Raw genomic sequence first — 26,143 nt, 5'->3', positions numbered from 1 at the left:
TGGATCACGCTGCGCGGTTCACGCACTGGATCTGCCGAATCGTTCCGCGATCCATGGCGAAGGCACGTCCCGGCAAGCTCGTGGCCGCGGCTTGAAGCCGGAACCCGCTGGGGTCGGCGTCACCACCGAATTGCGGGTCAAGCACCAAAAATGAGCGTTGGTCCCGCACCACCGATGAAAGTCCCAGTTCGAAGAGCAAGCGAGCCGAGGGCTCGGCGCTAAGGATCACTTGGACGTGGGCTGCAAGTAACACCTCGGCGGCCCGGGAGGCCTGGGCCACGCGCAGGTCGGCACGGTCCACCAGCACGCGTTCGGCTAGTGGGTGCAAGTTGAGGAACTCTTCGACATGGGCGGGCAACTCGTCGTCCGGGCCAAAGTGCACGGTGTGCAGTTGACCCGAACCGGCCAATCCGGCGAGGTGTTCCAGCAGCGTCCGCTTGCCTGCCCCTTCGTGCCCAATGACCAGCCCGCAGGGGCCCGGGGACCAGATGAACGGCCGGTTGTCCGGACCGCAGACCCCCACGGACAACGACGACGGGGACTCAGCAGCACCACGACTTCCCTGGGTCTGTCCCCAGGCGGCGGTTTCCAGATCCGACGATGACAAGACCTCGGGCAGTGGAAGTGAACGGAGCCATGTTTCTGGCACCTGGCCCACGGGCATCGGCATGGAGGCGGCCCCGTCGAGCAGCTGGAATTCCGTCCCACGCGGTGGCCCCTCGGGGTCCAGCAACACGCCACGGCCCACGTGGGAGGCAACCTTGCGCAGTTGCGGCCATCCCATGAGTACCTCGGGGCCGGCACCGCGCGGAAAATACCAGCGGCTCTCGCAGAGCGATGCGGCCCGCGAACTTGTCAGGTCCCGGTCCCCGCACACGACCAGTGCACGTCCCAGTTCGGGTGCGGTGCGTGCAAAGCCTGCAAGCATCGCCTCAAGGGTCAGGAACGTACTGCCCTCCAGCGCCTGGGCCCAGCCGCCGAGTCCGCAAACGACCAGCAGCAACGGTTGGCCGCGCCCTGGGTCCCCGAGTTGCAGCAGCAGCTCGTTGATGCGCCAAGCGTCGCCGGGGCCGAGATAGCCCGACACCGCCGGATGGTCGCGCAGCGCGCCCAAGGTGCCGTTGCCGTCGAGTACGAAGGACGGCATTCCAAAGGACCCCCGGTTCACGGCATGGACCAGCAATTCCGGCACCCGCTCGATGCCGGAGCCCGGCAGGCCGCAGACCATGAGCCGGGACGTGGACTGAGGGGTGAAGACCAGGGGACCTGCCTGCGGTAAGTGGGGACGATCCAGCATCCCGACCACCCCCTGGTGCCCCGATACCTGCCGGAGCACCGAGCGGGGGATCGCGGGCAGGTGCCGGGGGAGCGCTGCGGAAAACGGGTTCGGGGCGGGCTCGACGTCGCGGTGCCTCTCACGGATGGATTCCACCTGCGCGGTCAACTCGGAACCGGGCACGGTCTGCCCGGGGGCTTCGTCCACCGCTGCCTTGGATGCGGCGCCGGGTCGGGCGGCGGGCACCTCCTCATCGAAGTGCACTTCGTCCAGGCAGGGGCCGAATCCCCGCAACCGCGCCGGGACGCTCGGACGGGCGTTGACGCGTGCCCGGAACTTCACAGGGGAGCCACCCCCGCGCCGGAAATATGCCAAACCGGGGGTCGACGCATCCAGCCGCGCCGCCGCGGCCGAGCCGATCAGGTCATTGGATTCGGATTCGCCGATGGTGCGCAGCGCGATGACCGAGCCGATATTGGCGCGCAATGGTGCACTGATGGTCCCGGCCGGCCGTTGGGTGCTGAGCACCAGGTGGATCCCCAGCGAGCGGCCGACAGTGGCGATGTGGACCACCCGTTCCAGTGCCTCGGGCAGCTCGGTGGCGAAAACGCGAAATTCGTCGATGAGCACCACGAGCTTGGGCAACGGCGGGTCGGTGGCGGTGCGCGATCGCAGGTAGTCCCGGTGGTCGGTGGCCGCATGCTGCGCCAGGAATGCCTCGCGCCGGCGAAGTTCGTGCCCCAGCAGTTCAAGGATCCGTTCCCCGGCGGCAGCATCCAGGTCGGATACGAAGTCCTGGACGTGCGGCAGCACGGACAGCGGGGCCAGCGTGGCACCTCCCTTGAAATCGACGAGCATGAATGCCAAAGCGTCTGGTCCGGTTCCCGTGGCCAGGCCCAGCACCAAGGAGCGAAGCAACTCGGATTTTCCCGAACCGGTGGTTCCGGCGACCAACAGGTGTGGCCCGTCGGCGTCGAGGTCCAGGTGCAGTGGCCCTTCGGCGGTGTCCCCGATGAGGGCTCCCGTGCGGTGGGTGACGCCCGTCGGGGTCGCAGAGGTGGCTTCGTTGACCGGATCCAACCCAGCCGCATCCAGCGGCACCAGCCGCCGGATGGCACGCGCGAGGGTGTCGAACCCGATCCCCTCCAACTCCACGGGCAGGGAGCTGTCCGTGAGATCGCCGTCTTGAACCGGTCCCGGTCCGGGGTTTTTCGCCGGTCCGGAACCACGAGGTGAAGCGTGTCCCGGCGATCCGGGCGCGCGACCCCCTGCTATCCCACGCGCCGGCGGTGCGGGCCACAGCCATGGATTGTGTTCCCGGCCCGAAGACTGCAGGACCAACCGACCGGACCGGCAGTCGATGTGCGCCTCGGCTCCGGCGACCGGTGCCGAACCGCCGCAGTGGAACCACACTGTCGGACCGGCATCGGTGGTTGCGGGGGGAACCGGTTGGGCATGTTGTGTACTCCGGACTCCGGTGCACAGCACGATCCTGGGGGTGTGGGTCGAGGGCAGCTTAGCATCCGCGGGGAGCACCCGGACACCGGGCAGCATTGCGAATTCAGCGGGCAGAAAACCAGCCGGGCCCAACACCACCACCTCCAGGGTGCCCGCGGCCAACAGCGGAAGCCACCGTACCAACACGCCGCGCAGCACCGGGCCCCAACCTGATTCCAACCCTGGGAACCACACCATCGCCCCTGCGTGCAGAAGCAGCGGGACGGGGGAATCTTGCAGTATGCCGAGGTTAGACGGATCCGCGTTTTCGGCGTCGGCTCGCGTGGCCCGGAAGTTGGCGAACGCGTTGGTGCGCCGGCGCCGTCGGCTCTGCGGTCCCGCTGTCGTTCGGGATTTTCCGCGTGCAAGCCGCGGGGCGGGCGGATCGGCGCCGGATCCGCTGCACAACCATGCGGCCAGGCGGCCGTGCCCGATGACCAGCGCCGGGAAACCGGCCCCGTCCACGATGCAGCCGCCGGCAAGTCCTGCCGCCACCGCACCCAAGAGAGGAGCCAAGTCCTCGCGCCGCTTCGCATCCGCCACCGTTGCCTGGGCCCAGGCCCGACGGAAGCGTGCCTTGGCCCGAAGCAGCAGCAACGCGGGCAACCCTCCGGTGAGCAGCGAAATGGCGGAGAAGGCCAGGAAGAACACGCTGCGTGTCATCAGGAACAATCCGAACCCGAGACCAAGCGGCGCAAGGGCCCCGATGAGCAACATCGCCAGCCTGCTGCCGGGCTCGTCCGCGGCGAGGGGGACTGGTTCCAACGGCCATTGCACCGGACCCGGTGAGAGCCCACGAGCCGGGAGCACCGCGAAGTCGCTCCCTCCGGCGGTGAATGAATCACCGATGAGCAGTCGCCGCTCAAGGATCGGCGTTTGGGCGAACCACACGCCGTTGGACGATGCTTCGTCACTGAGCACGATGGAAGTGTCGGTCACCCGTAACAGCGCGTGACGGCGCGAGAGCCTCAGATCGCCGATGGGCAGGTCGACTTCGCCGCGTCCCAGTGCATAGACCCCGCGACGAAGAGGCAGGGCTCCGCCGGGATCGGGACCCCGCATCACCACCAGCACGGCGGGATCATGCCCGTCCGAGCGAGGGTGCCGGTGGGGTTCGGGCCCCACCGGCGAGTCGGAGAGCAGGATCCTTCCCGACATCGGCAGCCGCGGGACGTCTGTGAGTGCTTTTCCCGCCCAATGCCAGATAATGCCGGGCCAGCGTGGGGCCAGGACACCGGCCAGCCGAAGGCCGCTGACGGGTTCTGCGGCCGCCAGTTCGAGCAGCACCGGCTGGCCCAATGCGGGGGAATTGAGCCGGATGTGGAGTTTCCCTGCCACGTGCACCGCCTTTCGCTGGTTTAGGCCCTTGTGCCTTTGACGGACTGTGCCGGAAGCCGTAGTCGGCAACGTTCTCGGCGCCGGGCGGCGCGCCCTCCCAATCTAGGGAATCCGGAGACTGGCAACCACCGAGACCTTGCCCGTCTGTGGACGGGGGACCGATACATAGTCATTTGTCCACAGATTTGGCAGGAGCCTTGAAGCTGGCCCGGCGCGCGGGATAGGGTCGCCATATTGCGTCTAGCAACTAACTGGATACCGTCGCTCACCAGCACAACACAAAGGGATGCCGAGCATGGCCACCGCCAGGCACCGCCTCCCCACGCGCTTCGGCGAACGGCGCCGCTCCCGGCAGTGTCCGGGACGGGTCACGGTAGGGAAGCACGATGGCTGACGGACTGGCGATAGTCGAGGATGAGGTACGCGAGCTCATCCGCAGGCATGGGCTCGACCCATCCACCCAGGTGGGCGAGGTCCGGCGTCTGGTTGACGAAGTGGTCCGCGACTACGACGAACGTTCCCTGCTCGGCGTGTTGCCGGCGCTGGGGGAATTGGGCATCGCCCGCCGACGGGTCATGGACGCTGTTGCCGGTCTCGGCGCCCTCCAGCCCCTGCTCGATGACCCGGACGTCGAGGAAATCTGGATCAACGGTCCGCACGAGGTCTTTGCCGCTCGCGGAGGCACCTCGGAGCTGACTTCGATCAGATTGCTCGAGGCCGAGATTCCGGCACTGGTCGAGCGCATGCTCAAGTCCTCCGGGCGCCGCCTGGATCTTTCCCAGCCCTTCGTTGACTGTCAGTTGCCAGACGGCTCACGACTCCACGTGGTCATCCCGGATATCACCAGAAGACACTGGGCCGTGAACATCCGCAAGTTCATCGCCAGGGCCAGCCGGCTTGACCACCTGGTGGAGCTCGGCTCGATGTCCCGGCAAGCGGCGTACTACTTGGATATCGCCGTCGGAGCTGGGTTGAACGTGCTGGTTTCAGGGGCCACACAGGCCGGGAAGACGACGATGCTCAACTGCCTTGCCTCCTCGATAGGCAGCCGAGAGCGCGTGGTGACGATTGAAGAGATTTTCGAACTCAAGATCAACCTGCGCGACGTGGTGGGACTGCAGACCCGGCAACAGAACCTCGAGGGCAACGGCGAAATCAACATGCGGCGGCTGGTCAAGGAAGCATTGCGCATGCGTCCTGACCGGTTGGTCATTGGCGAGGTCCGTGAGGCCGAGGCACTTGACATGCTGATCGCTCTCAACTCCGGGTTGCCAGGGCTCTCAACAATCCACGCGAATTCCGCGCATGACGCGTTGACCAAGATCTGCACCTTGCCGTTGCTGGCAGGAGAGAACATCTCGCCGAACTTCGTCATCCCGACGGTGGCGGCCTGCATCGACCTGGTGGTGCATTGCCGGCGCGACGCGGCGGGAAAGCGCTTCGTGGGGGAGATCATGGCGCTGGGCCGGCGCGTGGAAAATGGTGCGATCGAAACAACGACGCTGTTCGAGCACGTTGAAGGGGTGCTGGAACTGCAACCCGCAGCGGACCTTGCACACCCGAAATTGCTTGACGCCGGCATCGACGTCGCGGAACTGGGGAGGCTGGTGGCGTGAGTGTGTTCCTAGGACTCACCCTCGGCTTCGGGTTGCTGCTGGTTTATCGCTCTTTCACCTCTGTGGCGGGAACGGGATCGCGAGCCGGCAATGGACATATCGAAACCCTGCTGCTGCATGCCGGGCTGGACAAGGTGACCCGGGGCGGATTCATCTCCGCTTCGATCACCGCCGGGGTCATCGTCGGACTGGTAGTTCTCATCCTGACCGGAGCGCCGCTGATCGCCCTGACCTTCGCCGGGTTCGGCGCGGGTGCCCCGTGGGTGCTCGTGGCGCACCAGGCCACCAAGCGCGCCGCGAATCTCCGGGAACAATGGCCTGACGTTGTCGACCACCTGCGATCGGCAATCAGAGCCGGGATGTCGTTGCCCGAGGCGCTCACCCAGCTGGGGCAACAGGGGCCCGAGGCGCTGCGTCCGGCATTCACGGAATTCGGCCTGGACTACCGGGCGACGGCACGCTTCAACGATTCGCTCGAACGTCTGGCTGCACGCTTGGCCGATCCGGTCGCCGACAAGATTGTAGAGGCCCTTCGCATCACCCGCGAAGTCGGAGGCACCGACCTGGGAGAGATGCTCGGCACACTCAGCTCCTTCCTGCGCGATGCTGCCCGGACTCGCGGTGAGCTCGAGGCCCGGCAGTCCTGGACGGTGTCGGCGGCCCGGCTTGCCATCGCCGCCCCGTGGGTCATCCTGTTGCTGTTGGCCGGGCAGCCGGCGGCGGTCTACGCGTATTCCACGGTCACCGGGATGCTGGTGCTCGCCGGCGGCCTGGCGGTGTCCTTCCTTTGTTACCGGGCGATGATGCGCATCGGACGCCTGCCCGAGGAAGAACGGGTGTTTCGATGAGCACCACAACGATCCTGGCATTGGTGTTGGGTCTGTGTCTGGGCAGCGGACTATGGCTCGTGCTGGTCCGGATCCCGGCGATGCGCCCTGTGACTTTCTCCCAGCGTCTGGCTCCCCACCTTCGCGCCGGCAGGAGCGGTTCACGAATCCTCGTCGAACCGCTCGCCGCGCAAACCCCCTTTGGACCGCTCGGGCGCATCGTGGGTCCGGTCCTGGCCGATGTGGCACGAATGTCGCAGCGGCTGAATCCGAGCAACGAGGCCCTGGCACGGCGACTGGCGCGTGCAGGGCTGCGGATCGGCGTGTTGGATTTTCGCGCCCAACAGCTTCTGTGGTCGGCCGGGTTGACGTTGCTCGGCGCCGCCCTGATCGGCCTGAACATTGTGGCCGGTCGCTTCAACCCGATGCTGGCACTGGTGGTCCTCGTCTTTTGTGCGGTGGGCGGCTACCTGCTGCGCGACTGGTACCTCGGGGAGCAGACCACCCGCCGCAGCAAGCGAATCCTGAACCAATTCCCCACGATCGCCGAGCTCATGGCGCTGGCCGTGGCCGCGGGGGAAAGTACTGTGGGCTCGATTGAACGGGTGGCGCGCACATCCAGAGGTGCACTCAGCGAGGAATTTTCCCTCACCCTTGCCCATGTCCGCGCCGGCGCGACACTGGCCGGCGCCCTGTCCGACATGTCCGACCGCATTCAGCTCACGGCAATGACGCGTTTCGTCGACGCGATCATCGTGGCCAGTGAGCGCGGGACGCCAATCGCCGCGGTCATGCGGGCGCAGGCCCAAGACGTGCGTGACGCTGCCAAGCGGGAGCTGATGGAGACCGCGGGCAAGAAGGAAATCGGCATGATGGTACCCATAGTTTTCGGCATACTGCCCCTGACCATCGTTTTCGCGGTGTATCCGGGACTTTCGCTGATCGACATGAACTACTAACGAAAGGTGCAGAAGCAGGGCAAGCAGCGGAACCCGGACGGGATCCCGACGTGTCCGACTGTCGCGGGAACTCGGCAGGTACGGAGCGGCACCAAATTCATGGCTAGCAGCACCAGGCACTCGCGCCGGCGGACGGCGCGGCAACAAACCGGCAAGGAGAAATGACATGAGGATCGCACGGCAGTTTGGATTGTTGATGTTCGGCATGGGCATGTGGGCAGGTACCCGCGCCACGGAGTTGGCCGAACGCGTAAAGCGCAATGAACGTGGCGACGTGCCCGGATGGGTGATGATCACCTTGATGAGCGCGTTGTTGGTTGCAGCGCTGCTGGCTATCGCCGGTCCCCGGCTGGAAGAGCTGTTCAACCAGGCAATCAACCGGGTTTCGGGCCTGGGCTAAAGGGACGGGCATGCCAGGGTTCGCCGTGCCCTCAATGAAAGAAGTGCGGGGCGACCAGCGCGGATCGGCCGTTGCCGAATTTGTGATGGTCTCCGCGCTGCTCATCGCCGTGTTTCTGGCCATCCTGCAGCTCACTCTTGCGCTTCACGTCAGGAATACCTTGATGGATGCCGCAGCGGCCGGTGCCCGGTATGGCACGTTGGCAGACCGTGGTCCCGGTGACGGTGTGGGTCGCACGCAGGACATCATCCGCGGAGCACTGAGCGATCGCTTTGCTTCCAATGTGCAGGCCAACGCCATCAGCATCGGGGGAACTCCCGGCGTGCGGATCACCGTCCGGGCGGGAATTCCACTCATCGGCATGATCCCGTTCGCAGGTGAGTTCGTGGTGCACGGAGAGTCGGTGCGATATGGCTAGCCCGCCGCAGGACCATCGCGAGGCACCCGGGCCTCAGAGTGGTTCCTCCATCATCGAATTCATCTTCCTGGTGGTATTGCTTCTGGTGCCGCTGGTGTACCTCGTGGTGGGCGCCGCACAGGTCCAGGCGGCAAGCTACGCGGCGGTCGGCGCGGCTGACCACGCCGCCAAGGTCTTCGTCACGGCGCAAAGCGAGGGCCAGGGACGTGCCCGGGCGGCGGATGCCGTTCAGCGGGCAGCCGCCAACATGGAGATCGGGCCTGGACGCACCAATTTCAGTTACAGCTGCCAGGGGACATGTCTCTCACCCGGAAGCACCGTGACAATCAATGTGTCGGTCGAGACCGTCCTGCCGATGCTTCCCGATGGCTGGAACTGGCGCACGGGCAACGTGGGATCCAAGGCCACCCAGCGGGTCGATCGATATGGGTAGCAGCAGCGGGGCCGCTGGACGCGTCATTGACACCGCAACAATGCCCGCCACCCGGTCACCTTCCCCGTCCAGAGCGGAAAGCGGGCAGTCGATGATATTGATCATCGGCATGGTCGCAATCTCGCTGCTGGCCATTAGCGTGGTGCTTGCGGCCACGGCTGTTAACGTGCAGGCACACAAGCTCCTTTCGGTGGCAGACGGGGCTGTCGCCGCGGCCGCCGACAACTTTGAGCTCTCGGCAGGCGGCGGAGAGATCGCTTCGCTTCGGTTGCAGCCGTCCGAGGTCCGAAACGCAGCGGAAAAATACCTTGCGGACATTGACGCCCGGGCAGGGTTCTCGAACCTGCGAATCGTCAGCGCCGGCGTGGAACCCGACGGAGTTACGGCGCACGTGCGCCTGGGCGCGGTGGTGCATCCACCGATCATCGGCTGGGTGGTCCCGCGCGGGGTGTCTATCCACGTCGAATCCCACGCCCGCACGTTGCTCTCACGTTGAATAGCGGAATGCACCTGGCCAAGGCCGCCAGCGGGAACGGGTGGATCCGCCCTCGCCGTTGACTGGACCACGGCGTCCATCAGGATCACCGATGGGGCTTCATCTGTCATAACCAAGCCCCGAAGCAAATTGTGGCGCCTTATATGTCGTAGGCTGGAAACTACCATGGCTTCAACTGACTTTTCTGCCGAAATCAAATCACTGCGTTCCACCTACGCCTCCATCGAAGAGGTCTCCGATGTGCCGCGCATCCGCGCCGACATCGCGATGCTCTCCGAGGAAGCGGGTGTTCCCGATCTCTGGGACAACCCGGCCGCGGCGCAGGTGGTCACATCCAAGCTCTCGCACCGCCAGTCTGAGCTTGAGCGTCTGACGAGCATCCGCACCCGCATCGACGACTTGGAAGTGCTGGTGGAACTCGCCGAGATGGAGGCTGACGCCGATACCTTGCAGGAAGCGGAAACCGAGCTAAAGTCGGTGCGCAAGGCATTGGAGAACCTGGAAGTGGTGACGCTGCTCTCCGGTGAATTCGACGCACGCGAGGCGGTTGTGACAATTCGTGCCGGTGCCGGAGGCGTGGATGCCGCCGATTTCGCAGAAATGTTGATGCGGATGTACATGCGCTGGGCCGAAAAGCACGGCTACTCTACGCGGGTCATGGACACTTCCTACGCCGAAGAGGCTGGCTTGAAATCAGCCACCTTCGAAATCAACGCGCCCTACGCGTTTGGCACGCTATCGGTTGAGGCCGGAACCCATCGCCTGGTGCGCATCTCGCCCTTCGACAACCAGGGCCGACGCCAGACGTCATTTGCCGCTGTTGAGGTCATACCCCTGATTGAGCAAAACGATTCCATCGAGATCCCGGAAAACGAGATCCGCGTCGACGTATATCGTTCCTCGGGTCCGGGTGGACAGTCAGTGAACACCACCGACTCGGCGGTGCGCATGACGCACATCCCCACTGGCATTGTGGTGTCTATGCAGAACGAAAAGTCGCAGATCCAAAACCGTGCGGCGGCTCTGCGCGTGCTCCAGTCGCGATTGCTGCTGGTGAAAAAGGCCGAGCAGGACGCACAAAAGAAGCAGATGGCCGGCGACGTCAAAGCCTCGTGGGGCGACCAGATGCGCTCCTACGTGCTCAATCCCTACCAAATGGTCAAAGACCTGCGCACCGAACACGAGGTCGGAAACACTTCCGCCGTGTTCGATGGCGAGCTCGATGACTTCATCGACGCCGGGATACGTTGGAGGGCGGCACAGCGCCGTCCGCAGTCCTAGACATTCACTCCGGCCGAACACCGGCCCGGCACCGAGCCGCACAGCGGACGAAGACAAGGGAGGTTCCCCGGGCACGTTCATCGCGTGCCCGGGGGGCCTCCTTGTTAGTTTGGGGTACCTCCTGCAACGGCGCAAGGCACATCGCTCCAAGAACACGTTGCTGGAACGATTGTGTCCGGATGGGTGAATTCCGCCACTGGACGTCCTACGATGTGGCTACAGGGTAGTCGCAAGCCGGGGACCAATTCCGCCGCGCGATAAGCCTGGTGCAGACAGGCCCGTGGCCTATCGCACCGTCCACCCGCAATCCCAGGAGCGCAGGAATGCTAGACAAGACCTACGAATCAGCAAATGCAGCGGTGGCGGACATTCCGGAGTCCGCGTCCATCGCCGTGGGCGGTTTTGGGCTTTCGGGCAACCCAAATGTACTGATACAGGCGCTGCTAGAGACCGGGGTCGGCGACCTGAAGGTCGTCTCTAACAATTGTGGAACCGACGACCACGGGCTGGGCATCCTGCTACGTTCTGGCAGGATTTCGAAGATGACGTCTTCATACGTCGGCGAAAACAAGGAATTTGCGCGCCGTTATCTCAGCGGCGAATTGGAGCTGGAGTTGACCCCGCAGGGAACGCTTGCCGAGAAGCTGCGTGCCGGCGGTGCTGGCATCGCTGCCTTCTACACGCGCACCGGCGTAGGTACCCAGGTAGCCGATGGAGGACTGCCCCAGCGCTACGGTCCCGACGGCGCGATTGTCCAGGCTTCCGTGCCCAAGGACCAGCGTGACTTCGCGCCCGGCGGCGAGCCGGGGACCTTCGTATTGGAGGAAGCCATCGTTACCGACTACGCCCTGGTCCACGCCGCATACGGAGATCGCCATGGAAACCTGGTGTTCAACAAGGCTGCGAGGCAATTTTCTCCCGTGGCCGCAATGGCGGGAAGGATCTGCATTGCCCAGGTTGAGCACTTGGTAGAGCCCGGCGAGCTTGATCCCGATGCGATCCATTTACCCGGGGTTTTTGTGCACCGCGTGGTGGAGGTGGGGCCCGATATTGAGAAACCGATTGAAAAGCTGACGGTCCAGTCGGCCGGTGCCGCGTCCAACGACGCACCATTTGCAAAGGAGGGCTAACCAATGCCTTGGTCACGCAATGAAATGGCGGCCCGTGCGGCGCTTGAACTGCCAGACGGTGCCTATGTCAATCTCGGCATCGGCATGCCCACGCTGGTGCCGAACTATGTTCCCGCGGACCGCACGTTGGTGCTGCAATCGGAGAACGGGATCCTTGGGGTCGGCCCATATCCCTCGGAGGCAGATGTCGATCCCGATCTGATCAATGCGGGGAAGGAAACCGTGACGGTGCTTCCGGGCGCCAGCTACTTCGATTCCTCGACGAGCTTCGCGATGATCCGCGGCGGCAAGATCGATGCAGCGATCCTCGGTGCAATGCAGGTTTCCGCCGGCGGAGACCTCGCCAACTGGATGATCCCCGGCAAGATGGTCAAGGGCCCGGGCGGTGCCATGGATCTGGTCCAGGGAGCCAAGCGCGTCATCATCTTGATGGAGCATGTTGCGAAGGACGGAAGCGCGAAGATTCTCAAGGAATGCACCTTGCCTCTAACTGGCCGTGCGGTGGTGCAACGCATCATCACGGATCTCGCCGTAATAGACGTCACAGCCAGCGGCTTGCAGCTGGTCGAATGCGCCCCCGGTGTCACTCCTGAACAGATCAGGGCCGCAACCGACGCACCGTTGGCGCTACCGTAGGAGTTCCAACCGTGCGTTGGTGGTCGGAATAACCCGAGGCCAATCGGTGGTTGCGCCGTGGGTCGGTCGGCGGACGGTCCCACCGGGCTTGCTGACTGGCGGGTAATGCAGTTAGCCGGGAATCGGTCACGCAGGGTGCGTTCACCTGGCTCACAGATTCGTGACACACCCGCTTTTTGTGCCGACTGTGTGCCGCCGGGACGGATAGAGTGCAAGAGCTGGCTTTGCTACTTCCTTCAACAAAGTCCCGTGCCTGGATCATGCGCCGGCGATCCCGCGGGCAGAGTTGCGATGATTAGATTCGAAAACGTCACGATGGTCTATGACCAGAAGTCGCGCCTTGGTTCGGAGAATGCGCGCCCTGGCCTCGACGACGTAAGCATTGAAATTGACCGTGGTGACTTTGCGTTTCTTGTTGGTGCCTCCGGCTCCGGCAAATCCACCTTCCTCCGGCTCATCCTGCGTGAAATCGTCGCCACAGGTGGTTCCGTCCATGTCGCCGGACAAAATGTTGCACGCATTCCCTCATGGCGCGTGCCCAAGCTGCGTCGCGGCATCGGTGTCGTGTTCCAGGACTTCCGCCTGTTGCCGCAGAAGAACGTTTTCGAGAACGTCGCCTTTGCCATGCAGGTGGTGGGGGAGAGCCGAAGTGCAATCCGCGACCACGTGCCCGAGGTCTTAAAGCTCGTGGGTCTGGAGGGCAAGGAAAAGCGCCAGCCAGATGAACTTTCCGGCGGCGAACAGCAGCGTGTGGCCATTGCCCGCGCCATTGCCAACAAGCCGCAGATTTTGCTTGCCGACGAGCCGACCGGAAACTTGGACCCGGCTACGAGCGTCGGGATCATGAACGTCTTGGACCGCATCAACCAAAACGGCACTACGGTCCTTATGGCAACGCACGACGATGGAATCGTCAATTCCATGCGTCGACGCGTCGTTGAGCTTTCCTTGGGCAGGATCATGCGCGATGAGAGCTCTGGCGAGTACACCTCGATGATCCCGGTGATTAATCAGGACGGAACACGCGAATTGCGGCAGGCCGATCACAGTACGTGGCAGAAACCGTCGAATCGCAGCCAGGCCTTCGCGCCGTTTGACACTGAGGACGACTTGCCATGAAACTCGGATTTATTCTCGGCGAAGTAGGCACTGGCCTCCGCCGAAACCTCTCCATGGTGGTCTCCGTAGTCTTGGTCACCTTCATTTCGTTGACTTTCGTGGGTACCGCGGCGCTCATGCAGATGCAGATCTCGCAGATGAAGGGCTATTGGTACGACAAGGTCCAGGTGGCCATTTATCTGTGCGGTGAGCACAACGAAGGAACCAACTGCACCGAAGGTGCCGTAACCGAGGACCAACGCGGCGAAATTGATTCGATGTTGGGCTCCTCGGCGGTGAAGCCGTATGTTGACAGCTTCGAATACGAATCGAAGGAACAAGCCCTCACCCACTTCCGCGAACAGTTCGAAAACTCGTCCATGAGCGAAACCGTGACTGCCGACCAGCTTCCGGAGTCGTTCCGGGTTTCCTTGGTTGATCCTGAAAAATACCAGATCATCAAGGAACTCTTCTCTTCGATGGACGGAGTCGATGTGGTGGTCGACCAGCGGGAGCTGCTCGAGAAGATCTTCTCCATCATCAACATCGCATCCTTCGTTGCCATCGGCATTGCCGGCGTAATGATCCTTTGCGCGGTGTTGCTCGTTGGAACAACGATTCGCCTGTCCGCCTACTTACGTCGCCGCGAAACTGGCATCATGCGCCTGGTGGGGGCCTCGAAATCCTCGCTCCAGTTGCCCTTCATTTTGGAAGGCGTTATCTCGGCATTGATTGGCGCGTTGTTGGCCGGTGGCGTCTTGTGGGCGGCGGTAAGGTTCCTTATCGACGGGAAGCTTGCGCTCGACTACAAGGACACTGCCTTCATATCCACCGGCGAAGTTTTCCTGGTGGCACCGTGGTTGATCCTGCTGGGCGTGGTTTTGGCTGGTGTATCGTCGTTGGTAACCTTGCGGCGGTACTTGAAGGTTTAGGGCGCCGCCTACCTATGAATAATTCAGTTCACCGAGGACTCAAAGGACATTTATGTTAGCCAAAGCAGTATGGTGCCGTATGGCGCGTTCGGGAGCCGTGGGCGCATTGTCGATCGCCCTCTTGGTTTCCGGGGGCGTGGGTGCCCACGCGGATGAGCTAGATGACCAAAAGCGCCAAGTTGAACAGAACATCGATCACCTCTCCGAGGACTTGGAAGTCCTCGATGACGATATCAAGGTCACCGATGCGAAGCTTCGAGGACTGCAGGCTCAGCTTCCCGGGGCTGAACAGGCCCTGGCAGATGCACAGGGCCGGGTGCGAAGGGCCGCGGATGAAGCGGCCGATCTGGCCCGGAGGGTCCAAGCGGCTCGCGAAACACGCGATCAGCTGAACGTGAAAATCGCCGAGGGCAAGGCGAAGCTTGAGGATTCCAAGCAAATCATCGGACAGATTGCAACGGAAGCCTATAAGCGGGGCGGAGTCTCCTCGGACCTCTCACTGCTCATGAACGCCACTTCCGACGGCAATCTGGCCGCGGGCATGGATCTAGCAGACCAAGCCATGCGGTCGCAAAACGCCGCCCTCGATGCCTTGTCCGAACAGTCGGCGACCGACGCCAACGCGAAATTGCGTCTGGCTGCAGTGGAAGCTGAAATTACCGACCTCAAGTCCGCCGCCGATGCGGCGCTGGCGCGCGAGCAAGTCGCCCGTGACGATGCCGAGTCCAAGAAGCGTGAACTTGATGGGATCATCTCCCAGACGGACGCGCTGAGTGCCGAGCTCCTCGCCCAGCGTCCGCGCATTCAGCAGAAGCTGCGCGCCGAAGAGGCTGACCAGGTCAGGATCAACGGGGAAATCAAGGAGCGCCAGGAGCGCCTGATCCGTGAGGAAGCCGAGCGCAAGCGCAAGGCTGCCGAGGCTGAGCGCAAGCGCAAGGCTGAGGCCAAAGCGAAATGGGAACGTGAAGAGGCAGCTCGGGCCAAGGAGGCCAGGGAAGAAGCCGCTCGACAGAAGAAGAAGAACACGTACGTTAAACCCAAGTACGTTGCACCCGCTCCGCAAGCTGCTCCGCCAGAACGAAGCTCATGGGGCTTAATCAAGCCGGTGAGCGGCGGACGTCAGACCTCGGGCTTCGGTTGGCGGCCCACTCCTGCGGGAACCATCGACTACGGTGGACGAGGCGGTTACGTGCATGCCGGAGTGGACTGGGGCTTCGGCGGACAATGCGGCTCTCCAGTGCGCGCAGCTGCGGACGGAGAGGTCTGGATGGCCGGCTGGGGCGGAAGCTCCGGAAACAAGGTCACGATCAGCCACGGCGTGGTCAAGGGCCGGGCACTGGCAACGAACTACCATCACATGCAGCGGATTGTGGTCGGTGTCGGCCAGAACGTTCAGCAGGGCCAGCTCATCGGCTACGTAGGAACGACCGGCAACTCCACCGGCTGCCACATGCACTTCGAAACGATTCTTAATGGTGCGGCCGTAAACCCATTGGGACTTCTCTAGCGGTAAGCTATAAGCTCGCCAAGTGACGAAACCACTCGCGGAGAGGAGTTGCCAACGTGTCTAAGAAAGACTCGGAACAGCGGATTATTGCCAGCAACCGCAAGGCCAGACATGACTTCGAGATTCTCGATACCTACGAAGCCGGAATGGTGCTCAGCGGAACTGAAGTGAAATCCCTGCGCGAGGGCAAGGCTTCGCTGGTTGATGGATTCGGCCAGTTCTACCGCAATGAACTGTATGTGGAGAATGTCTACATCCCGGAGTACCTCAATGGCTCGTGGACGAACCATGCAGCCCGGCGGCGACGCAAGCTGCTCCTGCACCGCCAAGAGCTGCTGAAAATTGAACGCAAGATCAATGAATCCGGTCTGACGATCGTACCGCTGAGCCTGTATTTCAAGAACGGGCGTGCCAAGATCGAAATTGGCGTTGCGCGCGGTAAGAAGGAATACGACAAACGCCAGAGCCTGCGTGAAAAACAGGACAATCGCGAGGCGCTTCGCACGATGAGGGAACGTAATCGCGGAGCTCGTGAGTAGTTGCGCATCCTCGTCTCGGGAACCCACCGGTTCCCTCCACTCCTTTTGGCCGCGGTCCAACAGGGAATAGACGTGAGGCGATTGTGCGTTAGACTAGATATGCACGGTTGATGCGTGTGGTTGGGGTGGCGCAAGCTGCCCGTTGACAACAAAATACGGGGATGATCGGTTTCGACGGTGTGAGTCGCGACATGTGAAGCGGGCCGAGGATGCAAAGTTATCTCGTTAACGCTCTTTGCAAAACAATAAGTGCCGACTCAAAGCGCACTGACTTCGCTCTCGCTGCCTAAGCAGCCAGACAGTCCGTAAGCCAGGGGATGCTATCGCCCCTGTTCCTTACGTCATTTAGATAGCCACTGCGGGAAGTTATCGTTACCGGAACGACCTGCATAATTTAGGTAACTGTGCCCGGATCAGCCGCTTGTTTGCATGACGGCTGGGGCAGAGAAAATCCAACGCAAACTGCGCCCGGAGAAGACCTGGCAACACCACATCGGACGGGAGTTCAATTCTCCCCATCTCCACAATGAACGCCCTGCGGATCTTCGGATCCGCAGGGCGTTTCTTGCGTTAACGAGTAATCGTCTATTCAGGCCCCACCTGCTTAAAACATTGTTGGGTTGGTTATGCGTCGATGTTGCCAGTGGTCATTTCGGCGTGGAATCTGTTCCGGGTCCATGTACTTGGGCAGCAGGACTCCAGGCAAGCCGTTCATGTCCCGGACCAAGTTCAGTTTCCCAGGATGGAAGTCATGGTGGTGGGCACTGCAGCCCGGACCAGAATTCTCGGCGCTGGTCACGCCGCCGGGTGGGCGATCGCGGCGGAGAGCTGTTCGAGTGAGTCAAGCGACAACTCGTGGGCGAGGGTGCGTTGGGCGCCCTGTGCCGCGAGGATCTAGACGAAAGCAGTCCACGTCGTTCCGCGCGTTCCACGACCAGCGCCAGTGCGGCTGCTTCGGTGGGGGAGGTGGTCTGGATGGCCAGTTCGGTGGCGGTGGCGACGAAGAATTCCTCCGCGGCGAGCAATGAGAGCAGACGATCGACCCCGTCCACTGCGTGGCCGGGGCTGAAAGGGTCTCCGCCGTGTCCGGGGCCGTTCCTCCGGTTCCGGTCGAATTGCTCGATGTGCATGCCATTGAGCAGAGCTGATGTGTGGACCCCGTTTCCAGAGGCGGCGAAAATCTGTGGACAAGCCGCTGCCGAGCCATCGAGGTTGGCTTCCAGAAGCTCAGGAGAGCCCTCCCTTGTGCGGGGGAGCGCCCTGCCTCGTTCGCGGGATTCATGCGTCCGAACGAAGCTCGGCTCCCGTCACCGGACAGCCTAAAGGGGACGGACAGCGGCGGGGCACCGGATCGATTCCGGTGCGCTCCGCCGCCGTCCGCCCCCTCATTCGGCAGAGCGCGGGATGCCATGGCGGGTGGGGGTGAAGGCTACTCGCCGGCGCCCGTGGTGATCGACGGCGCGGACTTCGGTGCCTTCAGCGCCGCGAGACGTGCCTCAATCTCGGTCTGCTCGCCCAGGTCCTCCAGCGAGTTGAACTGGGCGTCCAACGACGAGGAGGCGAGTTCGGCGGCACCGCGCACTCTGGCTTCTTCGCGACGGATCTTTTCCTCGAAGCGGCTGACTTCGCTGGTGGGATCCATGATGTCAATGCTCTTCACGGCTTCCTGCACCTGGTTCTGCGCCTGGGCGGACTTGGCGCGGGCAACGAGTTCGTCGCGCTTGGAAAGGAGCTGCTGGCGCTTGGACTTCATGGCGTCCAGGCCCGACTTGAGCTTGTCAACGATGTCCCGCTGCGAGGTGATGGTTGGCTCGGCGGACTTCGCCTCCGACTCGGACTGCATCTGGCGCTGGATGGCGACCTTGGCCAGCGAATCGAATTTGTCGGCATTTGCGCCGTCGCCAGCGGAACGGAACTCATCGGCCTTGCCGGAGGCGGCCAGTGCCTTGTTGCCCCAATCCGAGGCGGCCTGGACATCCTCGGTGTAGTCTTCCTCCATCATGCGCAGGTTGCCGATGGTCTGCGCCACGGCGGTTTCGGCCTCGGCGATGTTGTCGGTGTAGTCGCGCACCATTTGGTCGAGCATCTTCTGCGGATCTTCCGCGGAATCGAGCATGGCGTTGATATTGGCCTTGGCCAGCTGTGCGACACGACCAAAAATAGACTGCTTTACCACGGTGAGACCTTTCGTTGACTGTCTTGTTGAACTTTTCCCTGTCGCGCTTCCGTGTGCCGGAACTGCGTTACTGCAATCAAGGGGCGGGGCCGGCCGTGGCAGGTGGCCGTCAGGCCGGCCGGGGCGGCACCTGCCTAGAAGTTGCCCCCGTCGCCACCGCCGAAGCCGCCTCCGAAGCCGCCGCCTCCGCCGCCGCCGAATCCACCGAAACCGCCGCCGCCAAAGAGGCCGCCGCCGGAGTCGCCCGAGTGCGAACCGCCGCGCAGGATGGAATCAATAAGGATGCCGCCGAGGATGGCACCGCCAAGACCGCTGCCGCCTCCGCGCCCTCCGCCGAAACCGCCGCCGAAGCCATCGACATCGTTTTCCGCCTCGCGTGCTGCCTGGTCGGCCAGTGCGGAGGCATGCTCGGCATGGGACAGGGCGGTGGATGGATCCGAGGGGGCCAGACGCAGGGCCTCCTCAAAGTTGCGCTGGGCCTCGGCGAGACGGGTGCGCGCGGTGGCGCCGACGCCGCCGCGCCTGGCCCTGATGAAGTCGTCGGTGCCGCTGATCTTCATCTGTGCGGTGCGGATGGCGGACTGCAGGGACTCGGCCGCGCGGTTGGCGCGTTCCTGCGCATCGCGGATCTGGTTCAGTTGTTCATTGAGCGGGCGAAGACCGGCATCGACCTCCGAGACGAGCGCCACCGGGTCCACCAGGCCGCTGCCGACCTGGGACTGGACCGAGGACAGCGCTGCCTCAAGGCGGGCGACGGAACCGGCAAGCTCGGGGTTGGAACCGTTGGCGACAAGGGCGCGGCCCTGCGCAAGGTCCTTCGCGGCGGTGGAAACCAAGGATTCGAGGTCCGCCCGGGCCTTGTCCAGGTCGTCTCCGGCGTGGGCGATCGCTTCAAGCAGGACGGTTGCCTGGTGCACGGCGTCCTCGCCGGCCCGCACGGCCACGGCGGCCTCTGAGGTCTCGGACGAGGCGATCTTCGCCTCTGCGGTCAGCACCGCGGTGTTGGCGAAGTCGAGTCGGTCGGTGGCCTCGGCGATGTTGGTGTGGACCTGGTGCAGCGCGCCCTCGGTGTAGCGGGTGGCGAGTTCGGCGAGATGGTCCTTCACGGTGCCGACACGTTGGCGCATGGGCTCGATCTGCGCCTTGAGCGAGGCGACGGCCGCAGGTGCGTTCTGTTCGAGCTCGCGCAACGAGGTGAACTCCTCCGTGTGCAGCTCCAGTGTTTCGTTCACTGCCTCACAGCGGCGGATGATCTCCCCGAGCCAGGAACGCTGGTCGGCTTCGGTGTCGGGGATGTGGTCGTCCAGCTGCTGCTGCAACTTGAAGGACTCGGACATGTGCTCCTTGGCGGCAGCAATGTCCTCGGCGAAGGGCTTGATGGCGGCCTCGCCGAATTGGGCCTGCGCGAAGCCGACCTCCTGCTCGGAGGAGCGAATGGCGTCGTCGGCGGCAATCAGCAGGCTGCCGGCCTTGGTACGCAGGTCGGGGATGCTCAGCGATGCCAGCGGATCCAGCGGCTTGCCGTCGGGGCCCGTGGCCAGCGGCGGGGGACCTGCGGGAAGCTTCTTGCGGCGTGCCAGCGCCCAGGCGGTGGCACCGCCGACCACCGCGACGCCGCCGACAAGGATCCATCCGGCGCCGCCGCCGGAGCCGCCCGATTCGTTCGAAGCGGGCTCGCCGCCGGTAGGCGACAAGCCGTTGGCCACGTTCTCGATGCCCGTGACCGCTGCCAGCGCAGCGGCCGCCCAGTCTTGCTGGGACAACTGCGGGGCGACCATCCTGTTGTAGATGGTGCTGCTGTCTTCGGCGGAAATGTCACCGTCCTCGTGGGCGACGAACTTCGCGTTGCGCTGCTCCACGGCGATGGCCAGGACCGCGTCGCTGGTGCCCATCTGCTTGGACTCCGCAACGGCATTAACCCATTCGTCGGGGTCGGCCGGATCGGAGAAGGTATCCACGTAGATAACGAAGAGCGACTGCCCGGTGTCGAGGCGCAGCTGGTTTACGGCGTCGGTCACTTCGGTGGCGTCGGACCCCAGAACCCGGGCCTGGTCCACCACGAATTCGCCCGGGGGAATCTGCACGGGGGAATCGGCCGAGGCCGGCGGTGCAAGCATGAACAGGGACAAGATTCCTGCGGAGGCAACAAGTGCCATCCGCCGGGGGAGCGACTTCATATTATTCCTTCACCCTTGCATGGTCGGCCGCGGAAACGTCGGGTCGGATGCGTGGATACTCGCAACTTTCCGGTTTCTGCTGTCGATGTTGAGTCTATGGGGGGCGATGCACGCGAGTCCACAGAATCGCCGGATCATCCGGATGCTGATGGCGAACAACGCATTCTCACAGCTAACACTCAGGTGCCCCTTTTCGCCGCCACAGCCCAAAAGGGCATAGTTGTAACCAGGAAATGCAGGATTATCCACCTTCAGGATGGGAAGAAAGCCATGAGCGAGAACGAGTCACAGAACCCGGGGACCCCGGCCGACGGCCGGCCGCAGCCCGAAGCCGGCGCCGTGCCGCCGCGCCCCGTGGCACCGCCAACCACCCCTTCCAGCGGTCCGGACGCCGCGCAGCCGGTTGCCATGGAGCAGCCCGCCGCGGACGAAGGGCGGGCTCCGGTGGACAAGATCGAGGGCGCCGCGGACCAGACGCAGTCAATGCCGCGCCACACCGCCGCGCAGCAGGATGCCGCCGGCCCGCAGCAGCCGGTGCAGCAGCCTGCCTACGGACAAGCCTGGAACGCGCAGGGACAGCATTCGGCCTCGCCCTACGGGTCCCCGACCCCCGAGGACCACGCCGCGGCCTTCGCCGTGCCCCCTGCCCAGAACAATTCCCCGAAGAAGTTCACCTCCGGCGCCCTGATCGTGGGCATGGTTGCAGCAGCGCTCGTGGGTGCCGGCGGCGCGGTGGGCGCCAACTACGTGATGTCCTCCAACGGGACCACCGTCTCTTCGAGCACCCAGACGCCCCAGGGCGACGTGGTCATCAACAACCCGGAGAACGTCACCGCTGTCACCGCCGCTGCCGCCAAGGCCAGCCCCAGCGTCGTGACCATCGACGTCTCGGGCTCCGGCTCGGCCGGCTCGGGCTCCGGCATCATCCTGGACACCGCCGGACACATCCTCACCAACACGCACGTGGTGACCCTGGGCGGCACCACCGGCGACCCGTCGATCTCTGTGCGGACCTCGGACGGGAAGGTGCACAACGGCTCCCTGGTGGGAACCGACCCGCTCTCGGACCTGGCCGTGATCAAGATCGATGCACCGTCCCTGGTTCCGGCGACGCTGGGCGCCTCGTCCGAGCTGAACGTGGGTGACACGGCGGTAGCCATCGGTGCACCGCTGGGCCTGAGCGGCACCGTTACCGACGGCATCATCTCCACGCTGAACCGGACCATCTCCGTGGCCTCCTCGGCGGTGCCCGAACAGGACGAGAGCGCGGAGGGAGACGGGGACGGCAACCAGTTCAACTTCCAGTTCCCCGGTGTCCCGGAGCAGCAGTCCGGGTCCGCCGGCTCGATCTTCATCAACGTGATCCAGACCGATGCGGCCATCAACCACGGCAACTCCGGCGGCGCACTGGTGGACGTCAACGGGGACATCATCGGCGTGAACGTCGCGATCGCCTCCTCCGGGTCCGGTTCCGAGGGCTCCTCGGACGGCGGGTCGATCGGCGTCGGCTTCGCGATCCCGATCGATTACGCCAAGCGCATCGCCGACGACATCATCGCCGACGGCTCGGCCTCGCACGGCATGCTCGGGGTGGAGGTGCTGGCCAAGCCCGCATCCGTGGAGAACGGCGGATCGTCGTCCTTCAGCGTCGGCGCCGAGGTCAAGAAGGTCGTTGCCGACAGCCCGGCGGCCGCCGCCGGCCTGGAGGTCGGGGACGTGATCACCGGGGTGGATGCCCGCACCATCTCCGACAGCACCTCGCTGACCGCCGCGATCCGTGAGCTCCCTTCCGGTGGAAAAGCGGAAATCCACTACATCCGCGGAGGGAACGCTGCCACCGCGAATGTGACGGTCGGGGAATCCCCGGCCAGCTGACTCCGGGCCCGCCCGCAACACGCGGTAACACGGCCGGTCCCGCCGGCCGCAACGCGGCGCAACACGACGCAACCTTGCGAAATGTCACCGGACGCGGCGTGCCTGCAACAAGGACCACACCCCCTTCCTGCAGGCACGCCGCGTTTGGTGCGTCGGGGCCGGGAACGGGCAGCTCCCGGGGCCCGGGCAATGCCATCGGGCGGTGCCAGGCACCGATACGATATACGAGGGGAAGGGCCGGTCCCGCCCGCCTTTGGCGGAAGCCGGTGAGCACCGGCCGCCGTTCCCCCAGATCTGTCCACGTTTTCAGAAAGGCAGCAATGAGCCAGAACACCGGCACGCCCTTGAACATTCTCGTGTTGGTCAAACACGTGCCAGATGTCCAATTCGAGCGCCAGCTGACAGGTCCGGGCAACCGACTGGACCGCAAGGATTCCGTCCTGTCGGAACTCGACGAGTACGCCATCGAGGCCGCCCTGGCGCTGTCCGAGTCCCGCGGCGGGGAAAAGGCCGGCAACACCGTCACCGCGATGACGATGGGCCCGGACGCTGCGGCGAACGCCGTGAAGAAGTCCCTGCAGATGGGTGCCGCGAAGGGTGTGCACATTTCCGATCCAGCGCTGGCGGGCTCCGACGCCGGGGCCACGTCCCTGGTGCTGGCCACGGCCATCAAGCAGCTGGGCGGCTTCGACGTGGTGCTGACCGGCATGGCCTCCACCGACGCGGAAACCTCGCTCGTGCCGGCGCAACTGGCCGAACGCCTGGGCATTGCGCAGCTGACCAACCTGTCCAAGGTCGAGCTCGACCCCGGATCCAACACGGTTACTGCGGTGCGCGAGGGCGAGGACGGGGCACAGACCCTGGAAGCCGGGCTGCCGGTGCTGCTCTCGGTCACCGACCAGGCCAACGAGCCGCGCTACCCGAATTTCCGCGGGATCCTGGCAGCCAAGAAGAAGAAGGTCACCACGCTCACGCTCGCCGAGCTGGGCCTGGCCGAATCGGCAGTGGGCGCCGCCGGGTCCGCGACCCGCGTCCTGGGCGCCGATCCGCGCCCGCCGCGCGCCGCCGGCGAAATCATCACCGACTCCGGCCAGGCCGGCATCGCGCTGGTTGACTTCCTTGCCGACGCCAAGCTGATCTAGCACCTACCCAAGGGGATACACGCATGATGAAGATATTGGTTTACATCCACGCCCCCGCCGGCACGCCGTCCAAGGGCCAGCGCGAGCTGCTGGCGCTGGCGGCCCGGCTGGGCGATGCAAGCGCGGTGCTCGGCGGCCCGGCCGACGACGCGGCACTGGCGGGGCTTGGCGCAGCCGGCGCCACCGCTTTCTATGCCGCTGCCGGCGGCCTGGACGCCGACGGGCTCATCGCCCCCGCCGTTTCGCTGCTGGAGGCAGCGGTGCGCGCATCGGGCGCCTCGGCGGTGCTGTTGCCCAACAGCGTCGAGGGACGTGAAATCGCCGCACGGACTGCGGTGCGCCTGGACGCCGGAGTCATCACCGACGCCATCGACGTGGACGCCGAGCTGACCGTGACCAAGCCGGTGCTCGCCGGCAGCTGGACCGTGAAGGCACAGGCCACCCGCGGGCCGGCACTGATCACGCTGAAGGCCAACAGCGTCGAGGTGCCCGAGGCGACGCCCGCCGGCGGCACAACCGCGCCGGTGCACGAACTCGAAATCGGCGACACGGCCCCGGCTGCCCGCATCACCGCCAGCGCACCTCACACCGCCACCGGGCGCCCGGAGCTCTCCGAGGCCCGCTTCGTGGTGGCAGGGGGCCGCGGCGTCGACGGGGATTTCGGTCCCGTCGAGGACCTGGCCGATGCGCTGGGCGCGGCGGTCGGCGCCTCGCGCGCCGCCACCGACGCCGGCTGGATCGACCACTCGGCGCAGGTCGGGCAGACCGGCACCACTGTCTCCCCGCAGTTGTACATCTCCGCCGGGATCTCCGGGGCCATCCAGCAAAAGGCAGGCATGCAGACGGCCAAGACCATCATCGCGATCAACAAGGACCCCGACGCCCCGGTCTTCGAGATCGCGGACCTGGGAATCGTGGGGGACCTTGCCACGGTGCTGCCGCAGGCAGCCGCCGAGATCCGCCGGCGCAAGGGCTAGCGGGCGTGGGCATCTTTGACCCGGAGACCGAGCCGGTCAACCGGGTGCTGTGCTTCGGCGCGCACCCCGACGACCTGGACTTCGGGGCCTCGGGCACCGTGGCGGCCTGGACCGCTGCCGGCGTGCAGGTCGAATACTGCATCATGACCGACGGTGACGCCGGGGGATTCGATACGCGCACCGCGGCGGAGATCACCGCCACCCGGCACGCCGAGCAGCGCGCGGCCGCCGCGCTGGTGGGCGTGCAAACCGTGCATTTCCTGGGGGAGGCCGACGGCTTCCTGGAACCCAACCACCGGGTCATGCAACAGGTGGTCAAGCTGATCCGCACGCTGCGCCCCGACGTGGTGGTGGCCATGCACCCGGAACGCAACTGGGAGCGGATCCAGCGCTCGCACCCTGACCACCTGGCCTGCGGCGAGGCGGTGACCCGCGCGATCTACCCGGCGGTGGAGAACCCGTTCTCCTACCCGGAGCTGCTGGAGGCCGGGCTCGAGGCGTACAAGCTGCCGTGGCTCTGGCTCTACGGGGCGCCGGCGGAAAGGGAGAACCACCGGGTGGAGATCACCCAGGTGTTCGACCTCAAGCTCTCCGCGCTTCGCCAGCACCTGAGCCAGCACCCCGACGTGCCGGCCATGGAACGCTATGTGCGGGCCCAGAGCGCGGACCAGGGAGCCAAGGCGGGCCTGGCCCCCGGCGCCCTGGCGGAGGCCTTCCACGTGGTGGCGGTCAACGCGGCCGACACCATCGCCGGTTTCTAGCGTTCATCGGACCAGAGCACAGTGGGCCGTCTTCCCCGCGTAGGGGAAGACGGCCCACTGTCGTCTGCGGCGCGGGTGCGCCGATGAATCGCTACTTCGGCTCGGGAAGGTCAAGCACGGCAAGCGGCGCGGAGCTCGGTGCGGTGCTGCTGCCATCGGCGGGCTCCAGCGAGACCATGACGGAGGCGATCTTCTCGACGCCGTTGAATCCCTCCTGCGCCGGTTCCTCCCCGGGAACGACGTTGGCCAGCAGGGTGGGCCTGTCGGTGGAGGCCTCGATGAGCCACACCGAGTAGGTCTCGCTCGAGCCCACGTCCGGCAGGCCGGTGAGCTCGATCATGCCTGCATCGGCCTTCGCCGAGGTGGTGAGCACCGCGTTCCCGCCGCCTTCCAGCTCCGCCTGAACGACGACCTGGTCGGAGGCTCGCTCGACCTTGGAGACGTAGTTGGTCGGGACCAGGGTCGACAGGCCCGCGATGAGGCCGATCAGGAGCACTGCCAGGCCTGCAACCACGAGCACCCACCTCTTGAGCGGGCGTCGGGCCGGGCGCTCGGCGTCGGTGGACACCTGGTCCACCAGATCCATGCCGAGGTCCTCTTCGTTCTCGTCGCCGCGGTGCGCGGGGGTGGCGGGATCGGTGCCGGTCATGAG

22 protein-coding genes and 1 other RNA gene are annotated in these 26,143 nt (G+C 64.8%); 19 read left to right on the top strand and 4 right to left on the bottom strand.

Annotated features, from left to right (window positions below; all coding sequences use genetic code 11):
* Positions 1-4 precede the first annotated feature (4 nt).
* Positions 5-4,111, bottom strand: a complete 4,107-nt coding sequence (locus OIU93_RS14295) for an FtsK/SpoIIIE domain-containing protein (RefSeq protein WP_264270748.1) — start codon at positions 4,109-4,111, stop codon at positions 5-7.
* Positions 4,112-4,497: 386 nt separating this feature from the next.
* On the opposite strand from OIU93_RS14295, the gene OIU93_RS14290 reads away from it, so the two are divergent.
* The 15 genes from OIU93_RS14290 to ssrA all read left to right on the top strand — a co-directional run bounded on the left by OIU93_RS14290 (position 4,498) and on the right by ssrA (position 16,910).
* On the top strand, positions 4,498-5,727 hold the full coding sequence (locus tag OIU93_RS14290; protein WP_264270747.1) for a CpaF family protein: 1,230 nt from the start codon (positions 4,498-4,500) through the stop codon (positions 5,725-5,727).
* Complete coding sequence (locus OIU93_RS14285) at positions 5,724-6,575, top strand: type II secretion system F family protein (protein WP_264270746.1); 852 nt, start codon at positions 5,724-5,726, stop codon at positions 6,573-6,575. Before OIU93_RS14290 ends, OIU93_RS14285 begins: the two co-directional genes overlap by 4 nt.
* The gene (locus tag OIU93_RS14280) at positions 6,572-7,513 is read left to right on the top strand and encodes a type II secretion system F family protein (RefSeq protein WP_264270745.1); all 942 of its coding nucleotides are present in this window, start codon (positions 6,572-6,574) and stop codon (positions 7,511-7,513) included. Before OIU93_RS14285 ends, OIU93_RS14280 begins: the two co-directional genes overlap by 4 nt.
* 205 nt (positions 7,514-7,718) lie before the next feature.
* On the top strand, positions 7,719-7,913 hold the full coding sequence (locus OIU93_RS14275) for a hypothetical protein (RefSeq protein WP_264270793.1): 195 nt from the start codon (positions 7,719-7,721) through the stop codon (positions 7,911-7,913).
* A gap of 34 nt (positions 7,914-7,947) precedes the next feature.
* Positions 7,948-8,331 (top strand): TadE family protein, encoded by a 384-nt coding sequence (locus OIU93_RS14270; RefSeq protein ID WP_264270744.1) that lies wholly within the window; start codon positions 7,948-7,950, stop codon positions 8,329-8,331.
* Complete coding sequence (locus OIU93_RS14265; protein ID WP_264270743.1) at positions 8,324-8,764, top strand: hypothetical protein; 441 nt, start codon at positions 8,324-8,326, stop codon at positions 8,762-8,764. The genes OIU93_RS14270 and OIU93_RS14265 overlap by 8 nt, the downstream gene beginning before the upstream one ends.
* Before the next feature lie 91 nt (positions 8,765-8,855).
* The gene (locus tag OIU93_RS14260; RefSeq protein ID WP_264270742.1) at positions 8,856-9,260 is read left to right on the top strand and encodes a hypothetical protein; all 405 of its coding nucleotides are present in this window, start codon (positions 8,856-8,858) and stop codon (positions 9,258-9,260) included.
* 165 nt (positions 9,261-9,425) lie between these two features.
* A complete protein-coding gene (gene prfB / locus OIU93_RS14255) occupies positions 9,426-10,541 on the top strand; it encodes a peptide chain release factor 2 (protein WP_264270741.1) in 1,116 nt (371 codons plus the stop codon).
* A gap of 323 nt (positions 10,542-10,864) precedes the next feature.
* The gene (locus OIU93_RS14250; RefSeq protein ID WP_264270740.1) at positions 10,865-11,671 is read left to right on the top strand and encodes a CoA transferase subunit A; all 807 of its coding nucleotides are present in this window, start codon (positions 10,865-10,867) and stop codon (positions 11,669-11,671) included.
* A gap of 3 nt (positions 11,672-11,674) precedes the next feature.
* Positions 11,675-12,307, top strand: coding sequence for a CoA transferase subunit B (locus OIU93_RS14245; protein ID WP_264270739.1), 633 nt, complete (start codon positions 11,675-11,677; stop codon positions 12,305-12,307).
* A gap of 291 nt (positions 12,308-12,598) precedes the next feature.
* Positions 12,599-13,426: a cell division ATP-binding protein FtsE gene (ftsE, locus tag OIU93_RS14240; RefSeq protein ID WP_264270738.1), complete on the top strand. Its 828-nt coding sequence runs from the start codon at positions 12,599-12,601 to the stop codon at positions 13,424-13,426.
* Entirely contained in the window at positions 13,423-14,337 is a 915-nt protein-coding gene (ftsX, locus tag OIU93_RS14235; protein WP_264270737.1) for a permease-like cell division protein FtsX, read from the top strand. Before ftsE ends, ftsX begins: the two co-directional genes overlap by 4 nt.
* Before the next feature lie 52 nt (positions 14,338-14,389).
* A complete protein-coding gene (locus OIU93_RS14230; RefSeq protein ID WP_264270736.1) occupies positions 14,390-15,844 on the top strand; it encodes a peptidoglycan DD-metalloendopeptidase family protein in 1,455 nt (484 codons plus the stop codon).
* 56 nt (positions 15,845-15,900) lie between these two features.
* Positions 15,901-16,383 (top strand): SsrA-binding protein SmpB, encoded by a 483-nt coding sequence (gene smpB / locus OIU93_RS14225; protein WP_264270735.1) that lies wholly within the window; start codon positions 15,901-15,903, stop codon positions 16,381-16,383.
* A 157-nt stretch (positions 16,384-16,540) separates the two neighbouring features.
* Positions 16,541-16,910, top strand: a transfer-messenger RNA (tmRNA) gene (ssrA, locus tag OIU93_RS14220).
* Between the two features lie 902 nt (positions 16,911-17,812).
* On the opposite strand, the gene OIU93_RS14215 is transcribed toward ssrA, so the two are convergent.
* Positions 17,813-18,559, bottom strand: a complete 747-nt coding sequence (locus tag OIU93_RS14215) for a PspA/IM30 family protein (RefSeq protein WP_264270734.1) — start codon at positions 18,557-18,559, stop codon at positions 17,813-17,815.
* 134 nt (positions 18,560-18,693) lie between these two features.
* Entirely contained in the window at positions 18,694-20,736 is a 2,043-nt protein-coding gene (locus OIU93_RS14210; protein WP_264270733.1) for a TPM domain-containing protein, read from the bottom strand.
* Between the two features lie 270 nt (positions 20,737-21,006).
* Here OIU93_RS14210 and OIU93_RS14205 point away from each other — a divergent pair, with 270 nt between their 5' ends.
* The 4 genes from OIU93_RS14205 (at position 21,007) to OIU93_RS14190 (ending at position 25,491) form a co-directional block, all read left to right on the top strand.
* Positions 21,007-22,611 (top strand): S1C family serine protease, encoded by a 1,605-nt coding sequence (locus OIU93_RS14205; protein WP_264270732.1) that lies wholly within the window; start codon positions 21,007-21,009, stop codon positions 22,609-22,611.
* Positions 22,612-22,931: 320 nt separating this feature from the next.
* Entirely contained in the window at positions 22,932-23,753 is an 822-nt protein-coding gene (locus OIU93_RS14200; RefSeq protein WP_264270731.1) for an electron transfer flavoprotein subunit beta/FixA family protein, read from the top strand.
* A 23-nt stretch (positions 23,754-23,776) separates the two neighbouring features.
* Entirely contained in the window at positions 23,777-24,730 is a 954-nt protein-coding gene (locus OIU93_RS14195) for an electron transfer flavoprotein subunit alpha/FixB family protein (protein WP_264270730.1), read from the top strand.
* 5 nt (positions 24,731-24,735) lie between these two features.
* Positions 24,736-25,491 (top strand): PIG-L deacetylase family protein, encoded by a 756-nt coding sequence (locus OIU93_RS14190; RefSeq protein WP_264270729.1) that lies wholly within the window; start codon positions 24,736-24,738, stop codon positions 25,489-25,491.
* Between the two features lie 91 nt (positions 25,492-25,582).
* Here the strand turns inward: OIU93_RS14190 and OIU93_RS14185 are convergent, their stop codons facing one another.
* Positions 25,583-26,140 carry an anti-sigma factor gene (locus OIU93_RS14185; RefSeq protein ID WP_264270728.1) on the bottom strand — a complete coding sequence of 186 codons (558 nt, stop codon included), beginning with the start codon at positions 26,138-26,140 and terminating at the stop codon, positions 25,583-25,585.
* Positions 26,141-26,143: the final 3 nt, after the last annotated feature.

This window comes from Paeniglutamicibacter sp. ZC-3, assembly GCF_025847175.2.
GTDB classification, from domain to species: domain Bacteria; phylum Actinomycetota; class Actinomycetes; order Actinomycetales; family Micrococcaceae; genus Paeniglutamicibacter; species Paeniglutamicibacter sulfureus.
This window is presented reverse-complemented; position numbering and strand designations above follow the sequence as displayed.